The organism is Hymenobacter segetis (assembly GCF_038448715.1).
GTDB classification, from domain to species: Bacteria; Bacteroidota; Bacteroidia; order Cytophagales; family Hymenobacteraceae; genus Hymenobacter; species Hymenobacter segetis.
The window spans coordinates 1-19,250 of the sequence record NZ_JBCEVZ010000081.1; the positions used below are offsets into that span (position 1 = coordinate 1).

The following is a 19,250-nucleotide window of genomic DNA, read 5'->3' on the forward strand; positions in this document are numbered from 1 at the left end:
CCAATGCGAAATACGAAGCCACCAAAACCCTGGCTCACCTCCTTAAGCAGCGCGGCGACTACCGCCAGGCGCTGGCCTATGCCGAGGAATCTCAGGCCGCGCACGATACCCTGTTCAGCCAAGCCAAAGCCGAAGAAATTGGGCGCTTACAGGGCGATTTCCAGCTTGGGCAGGAGCGCGACCACGCCCAGGTGCTGGCCCGCACCGCCGAGGCCCAGCAGCTACGCCTGCGCCAGCAGCAGCGTGAGCTGTGGGGCCTGGGCTTGGGACTAGCGGCGGCGGCGCTGGTCGGGCTAGCCCTGTGGCGGCTGAACCGCCTGCTGGGCCGTAAAAACCAGCAGATTGAGCAGCAGCGTGCCGAGCTTACGGCCCTAAACGCGACCAAAGACCAGCTGTTTTCCATCATCGGCCACGACCTGCGGGGACCGCTGCACTCGCTGCACGCCTTCGTGGGGCTGCTGAGCGGCCCGCCACTGCCGCCCGAAAAGCTGGCCCAGTACACCCAGCGCCTCACCAGCACCCTCGACCACACGCTGGCTCTGCTTGAAAACCTACTGCACTGGGCCGCGCTGCAAATGCGGGCCACTGCCCCGCCGCAGCCCGAAAATCTGGCATTAGCCGCTGTGGTCGAAGAGAATTTCGAACTGCTAAGCCCCGCCGCCGAGGCCGGCCAAGTGACCTTGCACCATGACCTGACCGGCGAAGAACACGTCTGGGCCGACCCGTCGGCCGTGCGCCTAGTGCTGCGCAATCTGCTGTCCAACGCCATCAAATTCACGTCGGCGGGCGGCACCGTGCGAGTAGCGGCCCGGCGCGTGGCCGGCACCTGGCAGCTGGCCGTGGCCGATACCGGCCTGGGCCTGCCCGTGCCCACGCCCCGCCAGGAAGTGCCAGCCGAAACGTTGGAGCGCCGCGCCGGAACCGGCCAGCCCCGCAGCTCTGGCCTTGGCCTCAAGCTGAGCCGCGACGTGGCTCTGCGCAACGGCGGGCAGCTGTGGATGGCCAGTGCTGGCCCGGGCGAGGGTAGCACGTTCACCCTCAGCCTGCCGCCGGCCGAAGCCCCGGTGGTAGCTGAAACCGCCAGCCGGAATTAGTAAAATAATTGACTGACAGGTGGCTAAGTGGCCTTGCCGGGGTGGCGAGTGAGCAAGCGCTGCTGCACCACCTGCGCCAGCACGCCGTCGCGGAAGGTGTGGCCCAGGGGCACGTCTACCTTACCTACGCGCACATCCTGGGCCGTGACGGCGGCAATGTGCCGGGCATTGACCAGAAAGGAGCGGTGCGTGCGTACGAACAGCGCGGCCGGCAGCTGCTCCTCCATGTGCTTGAGGCTGACCAGGGTAATATGAACTGTGCCGTCGAGCAGGTGCACTTTCACGAAGTCGCGCATGGCTTCCACATAGGCCACGTCGGCGTAGCGCAGCTTCAAATACTGGAATTCGGTGCGGATGAAAAAAGCGTCGGTATCGGCAAGTGGCGGCGGGGTGTTTTCGGTAGGAGCGGAGCTGGCACGCAGCAGGAGCAGGGCCTTGTCGATGGCCCGCAGAAAACGGTCGAACCGCAGGGGTTTCACCAAGAAATCGACGGCATCGAGGTCGTAGGTGGGCAGGGCGTACTGCGGGTGCGAGGTCATGAAGATGACCAGCGGCGGCTGGCGCAGGGCGCGCACCAGGTCCAGGCCGTTGAGGCGGGGTAGTTCGATGTCGGTGATGAGCAGGTCGACGGGCGAGCGGGCCAGGTGTTCGAAGGCGGGCAGCGGGTCGTCGTAGCTGCCCGCCAGCACCAGGGAGGGAATTTGCTCCACGAAGCCGGCGGCCAGGTCGCGCACCAGTAGGTCGTCGTCGAGAACCAGGCAGCTGAAAGGGGCGGGGTGGGAGGCGGACATGAGCAGAGAGGGGAGCACCGCGGCGCACGGTTTATCGACTACGCGGCAAGTACGTCGACTTTCCGCTGGCCTTACTCGACTTTGTAATCGGCGCAAGGTAGCGTACGGTTACTTTTCTTGCCAATAACGGGCATTGCCCTGGTTCTTTCTACCATTCTACTCTTTTTCTACTTTCGTTTTTATGCACAAGTTGCTCTGTCCCTTGCTCTTGATTATATCAATATTGACTGGCATGGCCTCCGGCCAAGCCGTCGCGCCCCAGAAAATGCCCGGCGGGGCTGCGGCTCCGGCCGCTTCCCGGCCGGTGGCGGCTACTGGGCTGCCGGCCAAGTTCTTCGGCACTTACACCTATATGGTGTACCTCGTCTACGACCCTGCCCACGGCCAGAAGCCCACCAACACGCGCGGCGTGAGTGGCACCCTCGCGCTGGGTGCGGCGGGCAGCTACGAGAAGAAACTGCAAATTCCGGGTCCCTACGGTAATTATCACTTCGACGAAACGGGGCGGTACACCATCAAGGGCAGGAATATCGAGTTCACCTACACCAATTCGAAAGGCAAGCCGGTAACCTACGGCGGCACCTTCAGCTACAGCGCGCCCGCCCTGTCGCTGAGCATGATACTGAACCAGGATGCCAACGGCGGCCGCGAAGTATTTGGCCTGGTGGTGAAAGGTTCGGAGTCTGTGAAGCGCACATTTAACGACGATGGCACGGTGAAGCTGGGTAGCTAGCTTCTCTGATAAATACCTGGCTTTCAAAAATTGACTAACTGTATTTAACAAGCTTTACTCCCCGGCATGCTTATGAAAACCCTCGTCTTTTGGCGTAGCGCCGTGCGCTGCGGTGCGCTGTTCGGCGCGGTGCTTTTGATTGCGGCCGGGCCAGGGGCCGAGGCTGCGGTGGCGTGGCCGGCCGTGGTCTGCGCCACCCCGCCCGCCGCTTCGGCTGTGCCGCTGGCGGGCAAAGTGGTGGGCGGGAAGCCGGTGGGCCTGTTTTTCATGACGCGCTACATCATGGCCTTTCACTCACTCGAAAAGGCCACCTACTACTTCACACCGGCCGGGCAGGTGTATAATAACCCGGTCGACTTCACGCCGACGAGCCTGGCCAGCCTGCCCGCCAATGCCCGGGGAACATACAGCGTAGCCGGTGGCCAGCTCGTGATGAAATGGGCCGACGGCAACACCTCAAAGGCCAATTTTGAGAATCCTTCGGCCAATACCTTTTCGTGGGATATGGGCATTTTTGTGGGAATGGGGCCATTTGCCAATGCCCGGCAGCTGGTGGGGAATTTCGAGGGCGGCAACTCGGTGAGCAGCAGCAGCGGCTCGGCGGCGGCCGTGAGCGGCCTCACGTTTCGGGCAGATGGCAGCTACGGCGGCAGCAGCGTGTCCTCGTTCACCACGAACACCAGCGGCAGCAATTCCCACGTCGGTAGCTCGGGCGAGGCGGCGGGCCGCTGGGCCCTGGCCGGCTGGACGCTCACCCTCACCGATGCCGCCGGTCGCACCACGCGCGGCGTGGCTTACCCCATCGAAACCAACGAAAAAACCGGACAGGTGACGCGGTTTTACTTCAACAACGTGGCCTATAAACGGCTGTAAGCAAGACGAAACCGGAACTCCGATGCAATATCAACCCAACCCGGCCCGGCTTTCCCTTCGAAGCGTTTGGCGGCCCGCCGTGCTAAGCTTCGGCCTATTTAGCCTTGTTCTGATGAATGCCGCCGCCCAACCGGCCTACCAAGGCCCGCCCGGCGCGACGGTTTTTGCCAAAGCCCAGCAGCTGGAAGCCGCCGGCAACAAAGCCGCTGCCGCCGTGGCCTATCAGCAAGCCTACGAAGCCTACATGAGCGTGGACGATTCGGACGGCATGACCAAGGCGCTGGCCCGCAAGAATGCCTTGGGCGGCGCGGCCCCTGGCCTAGCCGTGCGCCCAGCGGCCGCCGCCCCCCGCCCGGCTGCGCCCGGTCCGGCACCTGTTGCGGCCCGGCCGGCTCCCGCCGCTGCGCCCGCGCCTGTCGTGGCACCCCTGCCCGGCCGGACCACGGGTGGCAAGCCGGTTGGCTTGTTTTTCTTTATGGATGTATTTAATAACGAACGGATTTACTATTTCACCCCGGCTGGCCAGGTGTATATGGACCCGGCCAATTTTTCGCCCGCCGGCCTGGCTGCCGTCGACCCGCGCTGGCGCGGCACCTACGCGGTGAATGGCTCGCAGATGACCGTGCGCTGGGCCGCCGGGCCGCCTTCAACCTTCGATTATCGCTCCGACCCGACCGGCTTTAGCTGGAACGGCGGGTTCATATGCGTGGGGCCATTCAGCAGCGCCCGGCAGCTCCTGAGCACGTTTGAGGGCCGCAACGCCGCCGTGAGTGTCACCGCCAGCTCGCTGGCCGTGTACCGCACGCTCAGTTTCAAGGCCGATGGCACCTTCACCCGCGACAACCTCACCGACGGGCACCTGGAAGCCAATACCGGCTCAGTCACCAACGTTTCCTCAGCTTCCAAACAAGCGGGCCGCTGGAGCCTGAACGGCTGGTTTCTGACCCTGACCGACGGGCAGGGCACCATCCGCAACCTGGCATTCCCCACCAGCCTGGACGAAAAAACGGGCAAGGCCTTTTATTTCCGCTTCAACGGCACCACTTATAAGACCACGGCCCGGTAGCAACCCAAAGGCCCCGCGCAGTCACTACTCATCATAAAACTTACGCCCATGCTCCGATTTCGCTACCTCATTTTTAGTGTTGCTCTGCTGGGGTTATTAATTACCGGCCGCGCTCAGGCGCATTCGGCAGCTGCACCCGGCAGTGCGCCGGTGGCAGGCCACATGGTTGGCAATAAGCCCGTGGGCCTGTTTTTTGTGACAAAGTCGGTGCTCGGCAACTTCATGACCATGAGCTATTACTTCGCTCCCGACGGCATGGCCTACCAGAACCCCGTGGGCCTGAGCGCAGCCGAGCTGGCCGCCACGCCCGCCAACTCGAAGGGCCGCTACTCGGTGGCGGGCAAAACCCTGTCCATCGCCTGGACCAGCTACCCCAAGCCCGAAGCGGCCGAAATGAACATGCTGGGCGGCGGCTTCAGCTGGAGCGGGGGCAGCATTTTCTCGGCCGTGGGGCCGTTCAAGAGCCCGAGCCAGTTGGTAGGTTCGTTCGAGGGCGGCTCTTCAACGTACTCGCCGATGGGCGGTGTGCTGTCGTCGCGCTCGCTCACTTTCCGGCCCGATGGCACCTTCACCGGCGGCGGCGTGGTCACGGTCACATCCGTGACCGAGCGTAGCGTGGCCGAAACCGGCGGCGCATCCAACCAAACCGGCCGCTGGCACCTCGACGGCTGGTACCTCACCCTCACCGATGCCCAGGGCCACACCATCCGCGACGTGGCCTATCCCATCGGCACGGGCAAGGTGTCGCTGTTCAATTTCAACGGCACGGCCTACTCGCGGCAGTAGGTCGGGGCGCGGGCCCGCAAAACCCGCACGGGCCTGCTATTTTTGGCCCCATGCCTACTTTCCTCCGCGACCTCATCCGCCCCGCCGCCGAGCTGCCCGAAGCCGACGTATGCCTCGTGGGCCTGCCCCTCGATTTCGGCACTGTGCTGGAAGGTGGCCGGGCCGGCGCGGCCGGTGCGCCCGCCGCCATCCGCCGCGAGCTGCGCCGCTACCACAAAACCTACAACCTGGAGCACGATATCAGCCTTAATAACCTGCGCATTGCTGATGCCGGCAACCTCGCCCTGCGCCACCCCGACCACGCCCAGAACCACGCCCACATCCGGGAGCGGCTTGGCCAGCTGTTGCGCCAATATCCGCGCGTGGTGGTGCTGGGCGGCTCGCATGACGGTACCTACTCCACCGTGCGCGGCCTCTGGGATGCGAATGACGGGCAGCCCGTGGGCGGCATCAACTTCGATGCCCACGCCGATGTGAAGGACAAGCCCGAAATCAGCAGCGGCACGCCGTTTGGACGGCTGCTGCGCGAAGGGTTTTTGCCAGGCGACCGGTTCACCGAAATCGGCCTGCATTCCAACCTGAATACCCGGGAGGACATTGAGTTTCTGCACCAGCAGCGGGCCCACATCGTGCCGCTGGCCCACGTGCAGGAGGGCGGTATGGAGCTGTACGTCAGCCGCGCCCTGCAACGCGCCACCGCCGCCGGCCCCGCCTTTGTGAGCTTCGATATTGATGGCTGCGCCGAAGCCTTCGCCCCAGCCGTCTCAGCCCCCAGCGCCGACGGTTTCACGCCCCGCCAGGCAGTGGAAGCCGCGTTTCTGGCGGGCCAAAAAGAAGCGGTCCGGCTGTTCGAAATCGTCGAGCTAAATCCGCTCTACGACCGCGACAACCAGACCGCCCGCTTAGCTGCCACCATCATCACCGCTTATTTGACCGGCGTGGCGTATTCAGTTAAGAGTTAAGAGTTAAGAGTTGGAGTGTCTGTCATCCTGAGCGTAGCGAAGGACCTTCTCACGTTTGTGTCGAATGGGTTACTGCAAAACGTTCTGGTGTGAGAAGGTCCTTCGCTACGCTCAGGTTGACAGATATTTTCATTCCTAACTACCCACGCCGCCCCGATAGAGCGGCGGAGGAGTGGGGGACTTGTAGCTGCTGTACTTCTGGGCCTTTTTGTAGGCCTTTTTATAAGCTTTGGACTTCCTGATTTTGCGCCGGCCGCCGGTGAGCAGCCATGCCGCGCCCGCTGCCAGCAGGCTCCCGCCGATGATGGCGGCTTTCAGCGGCAGGGTGTCTTTGGGGGCGGGCGGGAGGTGCTCCACGCCGCTGGCATCGGTACGGGCGGGCTCGTTTACATAGCGGCCGTGGGCGGGAATGGGGTAGTTATCAGCCAACTGGTGCAGGCCGGCAGCTGCTTCTGGGCCGATGATAACTGGGCCGTGGCCGCAGCCAATGGCTTTGGGCTCCAGCGCAGCCAGGGTTTGCACCGATTTGCGCGCAGCTTCCCAGTCGTAGTTGAAGGGCGTGCCGGCCCGGCTGATTTCGGGCTTGCCCAGCAGAATGGCTGGTACCGAGTCGTGGTGGCAGGTGGCGAAGGCATCGGCCCCAATCAGCACGCGGTCGGCTTCGCGGAAAAAGGCCAGCTGGCCGGGGGCATGGCCGGGTACGTGCAGCCACTTCCAGTTCATGAGGAAGGGCGTGCTGGGGTCATCGGCGTCGAGGGCCTGCACGCGGTCGGTCAGGTTGGGCAGCTGGGTGGGGAAGAAGCGGCTCATGAAGGCCAGCGAGCCGCCCACGGTGGGGTCGCGGGGCGGGTAGAGGGCCTGGCCGGTCACGTAGGGCAGCTCCAGCGGGTGCACGATGACGGGCACGTTCCAGTGGTCGGCCAGCTCTTTGGCCGAGCCTAGGTGGTCGAGGTGGCCGTGGGTGAGGATGATGGCCTCGGGGTGGGAGCCGGGATAAAACAGTTTATCGGCGGCGGCGAGGATGGTTTTCTTGCTGCCGGGCAGGCCGGTATCAATCAGCACCCACTCGCCGGGGGTGCCGGTTTCGACGAAATAAACGTTGACAAAGCGCTGAATGCGAAGCTGGGTGACGCCGGCGGCTAGGGTATCCATAGGGCAGGGGATGGGTTGGTGGAGCAAATCTTTACGCAGATTTTGCCGGCGGGATATATTTTACTCCACTTTGGCCCCCGGCGAATCGTGCCCGCCCTGGTGCAGAATCAGCTTCTCGACCGCCCCGCTGGCGTTTTTTACGAACTCGACCTCGGCCGGCACGCCCTGCACCATAAAGCGACCCGGGGCCGTGGCCGCCAGCCCAAACACCGGCTGCCCGGTAGCTTGGGCCGAGAGATGGCTGCCTTCCGCCTTCACGGTAATAAAAAACGTGGGCGACAGCTGGTATTTGCCCACGTACGCGCCCAGCGTGGCCGCATCTACGGGAATGGTTTTGGGGGCCACGGGGGCTGGCTTGGGGCCGGTGGCGGGCTGATGGTAGAGCACGCGCAACAGGTCCAGGCTCAGGTCCTTCACATGAGGGCCGCCTTCGTTATCGAGCACCACCACCAGCTGGTGGTCCTGGGGCGCGCGCAGCAGGTAGGTGCCGAACCCGTTGACGTGGCCGCTGTGCGCCAGCAAGGCCACCGAATCCGACCCCACCGCCACCTTCGAGGTCATCCAGGCATAGGCGTAGTGGTTTCTATCAGGCTTAAATAGAAGGGCTTTGCTGGCCTCGGAAATCAGTTGGTTGGTGTACAGGGCCTGGTCCCACTTATAGAGGTCGAGCACGGTGGAGTAGAGCGCCCCGGCGGAGTAGGGGACGGCCATGTCGACGTAGGTGGTGTTGTACAGGCCTTCGGGGGTGCGGTCGTAGCCGGCCGCGCGGCGCGGCAGAATGGTTTCGGCCAGGTCGTAGCCCGTATCCTGGAGGTGTAGAGGCTGTGAAATGTTGTCGCGCAGCACCTGCGCGTAGGGCTTGCCGGTTACTTTTTCGATGATGGCACCGAGCAGGAAATAGCCCGAATTGCTGTAGCGCCAAGCCGTGCCCGGCTCAAAATCGAGCGGCTGGCCCGAAAACGTGCGCACAAACTCGGCGGGCGTGGTGGGCAGCAGGCTGGCGGTTTCGTAGCTGGGCTGGGAGGTGTAGCTCGGGATGCCCGAGGTGTGCGTGAGCAGCTGGTGCAGCGTGATTTTATCGCCGGTGGCCTTGGGGTAGTCGGGCAGGTAGGTGGTGATGGGGGCATCGAGCCGGAGCTGGCCTTTTTCCACCAACTGCATCACCAGCATGGAGGTGAACTGCTTGGTGAGCGAGCCCAGCCGGAACTTGGTATCGGCCGCGTTGGGCTGGTTCCATTCGCGGTTGGCCAGGCCGTAGCCTTTGGTAAACACCACTTTGCCATGCTCGGCCACCAGCACCGTGCCGTTGAACTGGCCGGCCTTGGCGTATTGCGTGGCCAGCACATCAAGCTCTTTGGAGATTTTTTGGGCCTGAGTGGCGGGCACCTGGAGCAGCAGTGAAGCGGCGAGAAACGAACAGAAAAAAGGTGTTTTCATGAGAAGGGCAGGTGGGATAATTGGCTGTAAAATAAGTGAGAAAGGAAGTGGTAAAGAGTAATTGTTGAATATTAAGCTACCGCAAGGCTGCCGAAATGGGGTCGGCGTCAAGTCAGGAAGCGTAGGGCCGCTGTCTGTTAGCTCAAATCATGCTCAAAAAAGTTTGGCCAGCCCGCGTAACGAATAAGCGAAACCCGGGTACCCCTTTCACTCGCCGCCCCCTGCAAGCAACCGTGCTTCCTGGCCAAGCATCTTCATCTCGTCCCCCAATCTTCATTTCCAAACCGATGAAAAACCTGATTTCTGCACTTGCCCTAGTGTGCGGCACCTTCGCCGCTACCGCCCAAACGGCCCCCGAGCCCCAGTTCAAAACCACCTGCGAAAACAACTCCTGGAATCGGGGCGACAAACTGATGAAAGGCTTCTGCGAAACCCGCGACCTGACCATGAGCGCCCCCGCCGGCCAGCCCCTGAGCGTGAACGCCGACCCCAACGGCGGCATCACCGTCCACGGCTGGGATGGGCCCAACGTCCGCATCCGCGCCCGGGTGCAGGCCTGGGCCAGCAATGAACAAGAGGCCACGGCCCGCGTCAAGCGCATCACCATAGGCACCGCCAACAACACCCTGCGCGCCGCCGACCCCGACAAAGACAAGAACTGGAGCGTGAGCTACGAAATTTTCGTGCCCCGCACCACCGCCCTGACCCTCAACACCGTGAACGGCGGCATCAGCCTCGATAATCTCAACTCGGCCATCACCTTCGAAACCACCAACGGCGGCGTGAACCTCGCCAACCTGGGCGGTCAGGTGAAGGGCGAAACCACCAACGGCGGCGTCAACATCACCCTCACGGGCAGCAAGTGGGACGGCAAAGGCCTGGACGTGAGCACCACCAACGGCGGCATCCACTGGAAACTGCCCCGCGCGTATTCGGCTCGCCTCTTCACCAGCACCAACATGGGCGGCATCCGCACCGAGCTGCCGGTGACCAAATCAGGCATGTTCCACAAGGAAGTGGAGGCCAGCCTGGGCCAGGGCGGTGCCCCGGTGCGTGCCGTGACCACTAACGGCGGCATCAGCGTGGACCAGGAGCGGGACTAGGCGCGGATTCCGAAGGACACAAAAAGCCCGTCATGCTGAATGTAGCCGAAGCAAGACGGGCTTTTTGTGTCCGACCCAACTCTCTTGTTTCGCCAGCTACATCAGCAGCCACAGCTGAAATCGGGGTAATCGCGGTAGAGCGGCGCGGGCGTGTCGTCGAGCCGAATGATGTGGTCGAGCCGGATTTCCTCGCCCGATTTCAGCTGCATGAACTCGACTTTGTCGCGGATGAAAAACGTTTCGATAATGCCGGAGCCGAGGCAGAGCTGGCGCAGGTCGTTAAAGTATTGCAAATCGACGCGGCGGCTCTGGGTAGCGGCGGCTTCCAGCAGGTCGTAGAAATGGCAGTCGATGGGGGTGTAGTCGGGGCTCATGGTTAGGCTACGGGTTGGGTGATTGTGATGTTATTTGCGGGCAACTTTACGCTACCCGTAATGAAAAATTTGCTGACTGCTTTCCTGTTTTCCCCATTGTTGCTCAGTGTGAGGGCTGCGGTAGCGCAGGCCCCGGCCGCACGCGGCGGCAGTGCCCGGCTGACAATCAGTAATCCCGTCAGTATTCCGCTGTTCGCGTCGATAAATAAAGTGCCGCAGCTGGTGTCAGCAGAAGACTCGCTTGACCGCCGGATTTTTGCTCGTAATCGGGTGCGGACAGTGACTGTGGTACGGCAAATCGATGGATTTGGCCCCGACACCAGCGAGCATTTTGAGCTGGACCGGCGTGGCAATAAAATTCGCATCGACCAGGCCCACGGCGGGCAAAGCCGCCTGCAACGCTTCGACAAGCACAGCCGGCAGGTCGAATTGGTGCTCACCGCCGTGCCGTCGTTCCCCGTCAGCACCCGCATTGTGTACGATGCCCAAACGAAGGTGAACACCTCCTACCTCACGGTTCAGAATTCAGCGCCGGTTTTATGGCAGCAGGCGCAGGAGTACCGGCGCGGTGATACCACCGTGACCGAGGCTATTTTTAACCCCATCCCCGGGCTGAAAGCGAACGAGACGCACCGGCTGCTTTCGCTGATGTATCCCACGGGCGGCGATACCCTCCGCCTGGAATCCATTGGCTATAACCAGTCCGATGAGCCTGTTGATTTCTCGGCTATCTACATCATTAGCCGGCACGGAAAAACCATTGAAAATGGGCATATCAACTATTCCCAGCCGCAAGCGGGCGCATTGGCCAAGCCGGTGGTGCCCGCCGCCGTGCTACGGCTGAGCCGGCAGCAGCGCGGGCGCTGCATTCCCGATACCCGCAACGAATACGACCAGCGCGGCCAGCTCATCCAAAGCATTTCCCTGTTTGAGCCCCGCCGTGCCGAGCGCCAGGCGCAACCCGGCGCCGGCTCCCTGATGACCGTTTCCGACAGTCCATTTAGCAGCTTCACCACCCGCTACACCCGCCTGCCGGATGGCCGCGTGAAGCGGCAGGAGCAGCTATTGCAGGTGCAACCGGGAAAGACAGTGGATGAGCGCCTGCTTCGCCCCATTTACACCGAGTATGAGTACGGAGCCAACGGCCTGCTCCTTCGCAAAACCGATAACCGCTCCTATAATCAACTCAACGTGTATGAGGTGAAATACACGTACTACTAGCCGCCCGGCTGCTGTAAAAAGCGGCCATAGTAACGGCATTAGCTAGCCGGGAAGCGGTAATAATTGGTCGGTGAGAAAATGCCGGGTGGAAAAACTGCGGTTGGGGAGCAGCGCTGCTACTCGGCACTTTCCTATCTTCGCCGCACCACCCAAATCCCCCAATTCCCATGTCTTCTTTCACCCCCGCCGAAATCGCCACGCCCGAGCTAAACCTCGAAGCCAACTCCCTTTCCACTGCCACCGGCGCACCTGCACCAAAGCACGACGGCAAGCGCCCGATGTTCTACGAGTTCAAGCCCGAAGAAACCGTGAAAGCGGCCCACGGCACCACGCTCCGCTGCAAAACTTGGGAAGCCGAAGCCGCCCTGCGCATGCTGGAAAACAACCTCGACCCCGCAGTTTCGCTGGTTTATGACGAGCTAATCGTGTACGGCGGTGCCGGCCGCGCCGCCCGCAACTGGAAGGAATACCAAACCATCGTCAAAACCCTCAAGGAGCTGGAAGCCGACGAAACCATGCTCGTGCAGTCGGGCAAGGCCGTGGGCGTGCTCAAAACTTGGCCCCACGCCCCGCGCGTGCTTATTGCTAACTCCAACCTCGTGCCCGCCTGGAGCACCCAGGAATACTTCGACGAGCTCGACAAAATGGGCCTGATGATGTACGGCCAGATGACGGCCGGCTCTTGGATTTACATCGCCACCCAGGGCATTTTGCAGGGCACGTATGAGACATTTGCCGCCATGGCCGACCAGCATTTTGGCGGCAGCCTGCGCGGCACTATCACCCTCACGGCCGGCCTGGGCGGCATGAGCGGCGCGCAGCCCCTGGCCGTGACCATGAACGACGGCGTCTGCCTTGTCATCGAGCCCATCGACGAGCGGGTGAAGCAGAAAGTGCGCGAAGGCTACGTAGACGAGCAGGCCCGCGACCTCACCCACGCCCTGGAGCTGTGCGAACGCGCCAAAGCCGACGGCAAAGGCTGGTCCGTGGGCCTCACCGGCAACGCCGCCACCATCCTGCCCCGCCTGCTGGAATTAGGCTTCAACGCCGAAATCGTGACCGACCAAACCTCGGCCCACGACCTGATGGACTACATCCCCGAAGGCGAAATAGGGGAGGTGCTGGCCCTGCGCGAAGCCAACCCCGACGAGTTCAAACGCCAAGCCCTGGCGTCCATCGTGAAGCATGTCGAGGCCATTCTGGAGATGCAGAAGCGCGGCACCATCGCCGTAGACTACGGCAACAACCTGCGCGGCCAGGCCGAAAAAGGCGGCCTGAACGTGCGCGACGAAAACGGTCATTTCCTGTATCCCGGCTTCGTGCCTGGCTATATCCGCCCGCTCTTCTGCGAGGGCAAAGGACCCTTCCGCTGGGCCGCCCTATCGGGCGACCCGCAGGACATTCTGCGCATCGACCGCGCCCTGCTCGAAACCTTCCCCGACAACAAGCTCCTGGCCCGCTGGATTGAAAAGGCCCAGGCCAAAGTGCCCTTCATCGGCCTGCCGGCCCGCGTGTGCTGGCTCGGCTACGGCGAGCGCGAGAAGTTCGGCCTCGTCATCAACGACCTCGTGGCGCGGGGCGAAGTCTCGGCTCCCATCGTCATCGGCCGCGACCACCTCGACTGCGGCTCCGTGGCCTCGCCCAACCGCGAAACCGAAGGCATGAAGGACGGCTCCGATGCCGTGGCCGACTGGCCCCTGCTCAACGCCCTGGCCAACTGCGCCAGCGGCGCCGACTGGGTGAGCCTGCACAACGGCGGCGGCGTGGGCATCGGCAACTCCACCCACTCCGGCATGGTGATAGTAGCGACAGGAACCCCCGAAAAAGCCGAACGCCTGCGCCGCGTCCTCACCACCGACCCCGGCATGGGCATCTTCCGCCACGCCGATGCCGGCTACGAGCTGGCCCAGGACGTAGCCCGCGAGCGCGGCGCGAAGATTCCGGGGCTGAAGTAGGAGCGGGGAATTATCGACGGGAGGAAAAGCCTGTCATCCTGAGCGCAGCGAAGGACCTTATCACGCAAGAGCAAGTAGTTCAGACGTGATAAGGTCCTTCGCTGCGCTCAGGATGACAGGCTCTTCGCCTTTCTAGTCGGCTTCAACTGTCGCGTCCGCTCCAGCAAACGCCCACCGAAAAAAAGCAAACTCGCCCCCGAAACTGTTAAGCTACCTGCGGCCGCAAATCGCTACCGCCCCACACGCTTAAACTTTCGCAGTATGAACATTGGAATCATCGGAGCCGGCCACATCGGCAGCGCCCTCGCCGTGCGGCTCACCAGCCTCGGCCACTCGGTTAAAATCGCCAACTCGCGCGGCCCCGAAACCCTGGGCGACGTAGCCCAGAAAACCGGCGCTACCCCCGTCACGGCCGAAGAAGCCGCCAAGGGCGCTGACCTCATCGTGGTCACCATCCCGCTGAAAAACATCCCCGACCTGCCCAAAGACCTGTTCGCCGGCGTGCCCGCCGACGTGCCCGTAATCGACACGAGTAACTACTACCCCATGCTGCGCGACGGCAAAATTGCCGAGCTCGAAACCGGCGACCTCACCGAAAGCGAGTGGGTGCAGCAGCACCTGGGCCGTCCGGTGGTGAAGGTGTTCAACAACATCTACGCCGACCACCTCCAAAACAAGGGTGTACCCGCTGGCACGCCCGGCCGCATTGCCCTGCCCGTGGCCGGCGACGAGCCCGCCGCCAAGCAGAAAGTAATGGCCCTGGTAGAAGAGCTGGGCTTCGACGCTGTGGACGACGGCACCCTGCACGAGTCGTGGCGGCAGCAGCCCGGCACCCCGTCCTACGGGGCCGACCTGCCCGCCGACAAGCTGCGCGAGCATTTCGCCAGCCTGGGCACGAAGCGCACCGAGGCCCAGCACGCCGAGTACTTGGCCAACCACGCCAAGACGGAAGCAGCTATGGCCGCCCAAGGCATCCAGCTGAAATAGCCCCCTGCCAAATAACCGGCCAACCCAAAACGCCATGCCCCGGCAACGCCCGGCATGGCGTTTTTTTGTGCCCAATGCAATAGCCCCGGCAGCTACCAGCAGCATTTTGCTACCCCGGCCCGCCTTTCGCCCGTTCCCAGTAGCTGCTTCTTGAGATACTGGTGTAGCTTGCGCCGCACCAGTATCATTGACTGTTGTTAAATTTTGCTGTACTGAAGCCGGCTGTGAGTTAGCCCAGCGTAGGGCGTGCAAAGGCCAGCCCAACTTTACGCTATGCTTCCTTCGATTCAACTACGGATTCTGGTTTTGGTTCTCTCGTTCGGGCTATCAGCTTGCTCGAAGCGCGAACCCGAAATCCCAGTTGGTTTCACTCTGCGCCATGTCGTTTTTAAACAGGATGACCACCGCCCTTGGCCATCTTGTACACTTAAATTGTATGTGCCGGTAGAGTATGATACTTTAATTAACTTGGATTGACAGGTCAGATAATTCAGAATCAGACCAACTAAAATATAGGTTTACAAATTCAAGAGGGTGTCTGTTAAAAGAAAGCGGTTGGATTAAAAAAGCCGGCAGTTATTGTCAGGATACGCTGGATAGATTAACAATTCAACCTCATATAGCCTACGACAGCCGCTTGTGGACCACGTCGGAATTAGCTAAAATAGCCCGTGATATTGACACACGCGACAGCATGATTTGCCCTGCAAAATCGGTGTGGAGAATAAACCGAAGAGAGATAATCAATAGATGCGACTTTGCCATCAGCAGCCGTATAGGGCCGGGGCATTTGTTTTGTGAACCATACGAACAACTCACGGCTACGACGGAATTCCGGCAAGCTCACATATGGTGGCGTATTGCATTTGTATTTGAACGCAAAAACAATGACAGTCGCAATTTTGAAAAACGTGCCTACACTATTTTGAAGTCAGTTAGAATTGATACACTAACGAATAATTAGTAAGTTTCATCTCAGTGCAGGAGCCTATGGGCAATCTGCTTTACAACCCAACATAACCAAAAACGGCCCCGCTGCACACGCAGCGGGGCCGTCCCTTTTCCATCCCAACCAAACCTACCCCGCCTTCACATCCCCCGCGCCGCCGTTCTCTTTCCGAATCCGCTTGAGCAGCGTCGCCATCGAAAACGTCTTCGCCTTCTTCGGCTGCTTTTCCTTATACATCAGCGCGCCCGTGCCCAGCACGTCCACCACGTACTCCCAGAGGGCGTTGCCGGCCTTGATGTTCTCATCCGTGAGTTCGAGGGCCGCGTTCTGGTTGGTGTTCTGGTCCGTGTTGAAGGCGCCGAGCTGCTTGCGCGCATCCACGAGGGCCTGCGTGTCGTCAGTGGTGTGGCCCTGGGTGGTGAGGGCCGCCAGGTTGGCCGGCTGTTGCACCAGTTGCAGCAAGTGGCCCAGCGCCCCATCGAGGCCTTCCATGTCGCGGGTCGAGATTTCGGAGCGCACCTTGCCCAGCCCGAAATCGGCGGCGCTGGCCGTGAGCCCGCCCTTTTTGGTCGCCCGCTTCAGGCGCAGGTCCAGGTAGTTGAGCGGGTCGCGCAGGCTTTTCGCCACCTGCGCCATGGTTTTGGTCACGTCCTTATCGGTGGCCCGATGCACGCCCGTAGGCACCAGCTCCGCGAAGTCCGCCTTCCGGGCATCCCAGCCCTTGAGGTAGTCCTTATCGGCATAGTCGGGCGAAGCCTTGCCGAATTCGTCCTGATTGGTTTTGAACATGGCGCTCACCATGTCGTTGAGAGGTCCCAGCTCTTCGAGCCGGCACCGAAACAGCCGCGCTGTCTCTGAGGTAGTTTTTGACATTCTTCCACTGGTAGTTAACAGCTACGCCTGTGTAGCGTAACCGCCTTAAATGTAGTGGAATAAAAACCAAGCCCTGCGCCCTTGCCACCCCCCGTTTTTGCCCCGCAAATCCCTTGTCACACCATGTAAATGCCCGCATACGCCCCGCGAACCCATTTATACACCCCGCAAACCGCTGCATAGACCCCGCGAACCGCCGCATAGGCCCCGCAAATCGTCGCATACGGCCCGCAAACCGCTTTATAGGCCCCGCAAACCGCCGCATACGACCCGCAAACCGCTCCATAGGCCCTGTTTTTCGTGTTTGCCATGTTGCGCGTATTTGCCATGTTTTAGAAATTCGGCATGTTTTGAAGCCGCCGCAACGGGCGCGCCGCGCGCCGTAGCGCGAACTTTTAGTTCGCTTCCCCGCGCCGCTCGCTCGTTCTGGTACGCGAACTAAAAGTTCGCGCTACGGCACCCCAACTCCGAAACCCACCATTTCCGCCCCACCTTCGCCCCATGAAGCATTGCCCGCCGCTGCTGCTCGCCGGGGCCTTGTGGCTGAGCGCCGGCCCCGCCGCCCGCGCCCAGCAGGCCCCCTCGCCCTACACCACCCGCTTCGCCGTGGAAGCCCCCCTCACGGCCGGGCTGCTGGGCCTCAGCGGCACCGGGCTGCTGCTGGTGCAGCACAAGCGCACCGCCACCGATGCCGACCTGGCCGCCCTCGACCCCGCCAATATCCCGGCCATCGACCGGTTTTCGGCCGGCCGGTTCAGCCCCCGCGCCCAGCTCATCAGCGACGGTTTTTGCTACGGCACCCTGGCGCTGGTGCCCGCCCTGCTGGCCTTCCAGCCCAACGTGCACGGCCGCTACGGGCAGGTGGCCGGCCTCTACCTCGAAACCATGAGCAGCACCGCCGCCCTCTTCACCCTCACCGTGGGGACGGTGTACCGCTACCGTCCCTACCTCTACGGCCCCGAGGGCGGCGAGCTGCGCCACGGCCCCGTCGCCACCGATTCGTTTTTTGGCGGGCACACCGCCCACACGGCCACCGCCACCTTCTTCGCCGCCCAGGTTTTTCACGATTTCAACCCCGGCTCCAAAGCCGAGCCCTACGTGTGGGGCGTGGCCGCCGCCGCGCCCGCCGTGGTAGCCTACTTCCGCATCCGGGCTGGCAAGCACTTCCTCACCGATAACCTCGTGGGCTACGCCGTGGGGGCCACCGTGGGTGTAGTAGTGCCCCGCCTGCACCGCAACGACACGGTTTTCGACCCCGCCAATGTGCCCCCGCAGCGCTTCACCGATTCGGCCGTGGGTGTGGGGGTAGGGGCGGCGGTGGGCCTCGTGGCGCTGCATTTTTATAAGAAGCTGCATGGCACGGGTATATCCATGGTGCCCGTGCAGGGGCTGAATCTGAACGGCTACGCGTACGGCGGCATCCGGCTGACGCGGGCGCTGTAGCGCGGACTGTTAGTCCGCGAGTGGTAGCTGCCAGATGCGGACTAAAAGTCCGCGCTACATGGCCCCTCGCCCGCCTAATCCCGTAAGCCCAATTTCCCGCTAACCACGCCAGCAGCGCCCGCGCCGCGTTTTTCGCGCTTGGCCCTGCTCGCCCCGACCCGCTATGCAAGAACAAATACGATTGGCCGAAGCCCGCGCCAAAACCACCGACTGGAAGCAATTTGGCCCCTACCTCACCGAGCGCCAGTGGGGCACCGTGCGCGAAGACTACAGCGCCAACGGCGACGCCTGGAACTACATCACCCACGACCACGCCCGCGCCTACGCCTACCGCTGGGGCGAGGAAGGCCTCGGCGGCCTGAGTGACGACCAGCAGCGCCTCTGCTTCGCCATCGGCCTCTGGAACGGCCACGACAACCAGCTCAAGGAGCGCCTTTTCGGCCTCACCAACGGCCAGGGCAACCACGGCGAGGACGTAAAAGAGCAGTACTACTACCTCGACAGCACCCCCACGCACTCCTACATGCGGATGCTGTACAAGTACCCGCAAGCCGCTTTTCCCTACGAAGAATTGCGGGCCGAAAATGCCGCCCGCACCCGCCAGGACCCCGAATTCGAACTCTTCGACACCGGCATCTTCGCCGAAAGCCGCTACTTCGACGTCTTCATCGAATACGCCAAAGCCGGCCCCCAGGACATCCTCGTCCAGCTCACCATCCACAACCGCGGCCCCGAAGCCGCCCCGCTCACGGTGCTGCCCCAGCTCTGGTTTCGCAACACCTGGACGCTGGGCTACGACGACCACCGCCCCGAAATCCGCCGCACCCAGCCCGATGCCATGGCAGCCGAGCATCAGGACCTGGGCCGCTTCCAGCTCTATTGCGACCAGCCCGCCGAACTGCTTTTCTGCGAAAACGAAACCAGCCCCACGCTCTTCGGCAAGAAGCGCAAGAAGAAGAACAAGGCCGGCCGCTACTTCAAAGACGGCATCAACGAATACATAGTTGAAGGCCAGAAAACTGCCGTAAACCCCGCCCAGCACGGCACCAAGGCCGCCGCCCGCTACCAATTCATGGTAGCCCCCGGCCAGCCCCAAACCGTGCGCCTGCGCCTCAGCCAGCCCGAGCACGCCGAACCGTTTGCCGATTTCGACCACCTCTTCAATACCCGCCGCTTCGAGGCCGACGAGTTCTACGACTGCATCCAGGAAGGCCTCACCAACGCCGACGCCCGCAACGTGCAGCGCCAGGCCTTCGCCGGCATGCTTTGGAGCAAGCAGTATTATTACTACGACGTCAGCCAGTGGCTCGACGGCGACCCCGCCCGCGCCACGCCGCCCGCCGAGCGCCTCGAAGGCCGCAACTCCACCTGGCGGCACCTGCACAATGCCGACATCGTTTCGATGCCCGACAAGTGGGAGTACCCTTGGTACGCCGCCTGGGACCTGGCCT

Annotated in this window: 15 protein-coding genes and 2 pseudogenes; 12 read left to right on the forward strand and 5 right to left on the reverse strand. The window is 62.3% G+C overall.

Annotated elements, in window-relative coordinates; translation table 11 throughout:
• The coding region (locus AAFH49_RS20280) for a sensor histidine kinase (RefSeq protein WP_342301039.1) at window positions 1-1,094 on the forward strand (1,094 nt) is incomplete at its 5' end.
• A 23-nt stretch (window positions 1,095-1,117) separates the two neighbouring features.
• On the opposite strand, the gene AAFH49_RS20285 is transcribed toward AAFH49_RS20280, so the two are convergent.
• Window positions 1,118-1,885, reverse strand: a complete 768-nt coding sequence (locus AAFH49_RS20285) for a LytR/AlgR family response regulator transcription factor (RefSeq protein ID WP_342301041.1) — start codon at window positions 1,883-1,885, stop codon at window positions 1,118-1,120.
• A 232-nt stretch (window positions 1,886-2,117) separates the two neighbouring features.
• Between AAFH49_RS20285 and AAFH49_RS20290 the strand changes: the two genes are divergently transcribed.
• The 5 genes from AAFH49_RS20290 to AAFH49_RS20310 all read left to right on the forward strand — a co-directional run bounded on the left by AAFH49_RS20290 (window position 2,118) and on the right by AAFH49_RS20310 (window position 6,305).
• Entirely contained in the window at window positions 2,118-2,618 is a 501-nt protein-coding gene (locus tag AAFH49_RS20290) for a hypothetical protein (protein WP_342301043.1), read from the forward strand.
• A gap of 72 nt (window positions 2,619-2,690) precedes the next feature.
• Window positions 2,691-3,491, forward strand: a complete 801-nt coding sequence (locus AAFH49_RS20295; protein WP_342301044.1) for a hypothetical protein — start codon at window positions 2,691-2,693, stop codon at window positions 3,489-3,491.
• Window positions 3,492-3,603: 112 nt separating this feature from the next.
• Complete coding sequence (locus AAFH49_RS20300) at window positions 3,604-4,557, forward strand: hypothetical protein (RefSeq protein WP_342301045.1); 954 nt, start codon at window positions 3,604-3,606, stop codon at window positions 4,555-4,557.
• Between the two features lie 48 nt (window positions 4,558-4,605).
• Window positions 4,606-5,343, forward strand: a complete 738-nt coding sequence (locus AAFH49_RS20305) for a hypothetical protein (protein WP_342301047.1) — start codon at window positions 4,606-4,608, stop codon at window positions 5,341-5,343.
• A 50-nt stretch (window positions 5,344-5,393) separates the two neighbouring features.
• Entirely contained in the window at window positions 5,394-6,305 is a 912-nt protein-coding gene (locus AAFH49_RS20310) for an arginase family protein (RefSeq protein ID WP_342301049.1), read from the forward strand.
• 135 nt (window positions 6,306-6,440) lie between these two features.
• Here the strand turns inward: AAFH49_RS20310 and AAFH49_RS20315 are convergent, their stop codons facing one another.
• Window positions 6,441-7,457 carry an MBL fold metallo-hydrolase gene (locus tag AAFH49_RS20315; RefSeq protein ID WP_342301050.1) on the reverse strand — a complete coding sequence of 339 codons (1,017 nt, stop codon included), beginning with the start codon at window positions 7,455-7,457 and terminating at the stop codon, window positions 6,441-6,443.
• Window positions 7,458-7,517: 60 nt separating this feature from the next.
• Window positions 7,518-8,894 carry a serine hydrolase gene (locus AAFH49_RS20320; RefSeq protein WP_342301052.1) on the reverse strand — a complete coding sequence of 459 codons (1,377 nt, stop codon included), beginning with the start codon at window positions 8,892-8,894 and terminating at the stop codon, window positions 7,518-7,520.
• A 287-nt stretch (window positions 8,895-9,181) separates the two neighbouring features.
• Between AAFH49_RS20320 and AAFH49_RS20325 the strand changes: the two genes are divergently transcribed.
• The gene (locus AAFH49_RS20325) at window positions 9,182-9,997 is read left to right on the forward strand and encodes a DUF4097 family beta strand repeat-containing protein (RefSeq protein ID WP_342301054.1); all 816 of its coding nucleotides are present in this window, start codon (window positions 9,182-9,184) and stop codon (window positions 9,995-9,997) included.
• Between the two features lie 101 nt (window positions 9,998-10,098).
• Here AAFH49_RS20325 and AAFH49_RS20330 read toward each other — a convergent pair whose 3' ends face one another.
• On the reverse strand, window positions 10,099-10,371 hold the full coding sequence (locus tag AAFH49_RS20330; protein WP_342301055.1) for a hypothetical protein: 273 nt from the start codon (window positions 10,369-10,371) through the stop codon (window positions 10,099-10,101).
• Between the two features lie 270 nt (window positions 10,372-10,641).
• Here AAFH49_RS20330 and AAFH49_RS20335 point away from each other — a divergent pair, with 270 nt between their 5' ends.
• The 3 genes and pseudogenes from AAFH49_RS20335 to AAFH49_RS20345 all read left to right on the forward strand — a co-directional run.
• Window positions 10,642-11,592: a hypothetical protein gene (locus AAFH49_RS20335; protein WP_342301056.1), complete on the forward strand. Its 951-nt coding sequence runs from the start codon at window positions 10,642-10,644 to the stop codon at window positions 11,590-11,592.
• Between the two features lie 167 nt (window positions 11,593-11,759).
• The gene (hutU, locus tag AAFH49_RS20340; RefSeq protein ID WP_342301058.1) at window positions 11,760-13,547 is read left to right on the forward strand and encodes a urocanate hydratase; all 1,788 of its coding nucleotides are present in this window, start codon (window positions 11,760-11,762) and stop codon (window positions 13,545-13,547) included.
• Between the two features lie 255 nt (window positions 13,548-13,802).
• Window positions 13,803-14,534 (forward strand): annotated as a pseudogene (locus tag AAFH49_RS20345) (NADPH-dependent F420 reductase); the annotation flags it as partial.
• A 1,078-nt stretch (window positions 14,535-15,612) separates the two neighbouring features.
• Here AAFH49_RS20345 and AAFH49_RS20350 read toward each other — a convergent pair.
• The gene (locus tag AAFH49_RS20350) at window positions 15,613-16,356 is read right to left on the reverse strand and encodes a hypothetical protein (RefSeq protein WP_342301059.1); all 744 of its coding nucleotides are present in this window, start codon (window positions 16,354-16,356) and stop codon (window positions 15,613-15,615) included.
• Window positions 16,357-16,857: 501 nt separating this feature from the next.
• Here AAFH49_RS20350 and AAFH49_RS20355 point away from each other — a divergent pair.
• Complete coding sequence (locus AAFH49_RS20355) at window positions 16,858-17,799, forward strand: phosphatase PAP2 family protein (protein WP_342301060.1); 942 nt, start codon at window positions 16,858-16,860, stop codon at window positions 17,797-17,799.
• Window positions 17,800-17,962: 163 nt separating this feature from the next.
• A pseudogene (locus AAFH49_RS20360) lies at window positions 17,963-19,250 on the forward strand (MGH1-like glycoside hydrolase domain-containing protein); the annotation flags it as partial.

Excerpts from the sequence above, each read along its gene's own strand:
- AAFH49_RS20350 (WP_342301059.1), bottom strand. The coding sequence starts at position 16,356 with ATGTCAAAAACTACCTCAGAGACAGCGCGGCTGTTTCGGTGCCGGCTC.
- AAFH49_RS20305 (WP_342301047.1), top strand. The coding sequence starts at position 4,606 with ATGCTCCGATTTCGCTACCTCATTTTTAGTGTTGCTCTGCTGGGGTTA.
- AAFH49_RS20295 (WP_342301044.1), top strand. The coding sequence starts at position 2,691 with ATGAAAACCCTCGTCTTTTGGCGTAGCGCCGTGCGCTGCGGTGCGCTG.
- AAFH49_RS20320 (WP_342301052.1), bottom strand. The coding sequence starts at position 8,894 with ATGAAAACACCTTTTTTCTGTTCGTTTCTCGCCGCTTCACTGCTGCTC.
- AAFH49_RS20355 (WP_342301060.1), top strand. The coding sequence starts at position 16,858 with ATGAAGCATTGCCCGCCGCTGCTGCTCGCCGGGGCCTTGTGGCTGAGC.
- AAFH49_RS20330 (WP_342301055.1), bottom strand. The coding sequence starts at position 10,371 with ATGAGCCCCGACTACACCCCCATCGACTGCCATTTCTACGACCTGCTG.
- AAFH49_RS20315 (WP_342301050.1), bottom strand. The coding sequence starts at position 7,457 with ATGGATACCCTAGCCGCCGGCGTCACCCAGCTTCGCATTCAGCGCTTT.
- AAFH49_RS20300 (WP_342301045.1), top strand. The coding sequence starts at position 3,604 with ATGAATGCCGCCGCCCAACCGGCCTACCAAGGCCCGCCCGGCGCGACG.
- AAFH49_RS20290 (WP_342301043.1), top strand. The coding sequence starts at position 2,118 with ATGGCCTCCGGCCAAGCCGTCGCGCCCCAGAAAATGCCCGGCGGGGCT.
- AAFH49_RS20310 (WP_342301049.1), top strand. The coding sequence starts at position 5,394 with ATGCCTACTTTCCTCCGCGACCTCATCCGCCCCGCCGCCGAGCTGCCC.
- AAFH49_RS20325 (WP_342301054.1), top strand. The coding sequence starts at position 9,182 with ATGAAAAACCTGATTTCTGCACTTGCCCTAGTGTGCGGCACCTTCGCC.
- AAFH49_RS20285 (WP_342301041.1), bottom strand. The coding sequence starts at position 1,885 with ATGTCCGCCTCCCACCCCGCCCCTTTCAGCTGCCTGGTTCTCGACGAC.
- hutU (WP_342301058.1), top strand. The coding sequence starts at position 11,760 with ATGTCTTCTTTCACCCCCGCCGAAATCGCCACGCCCGAGCTAAACCTC.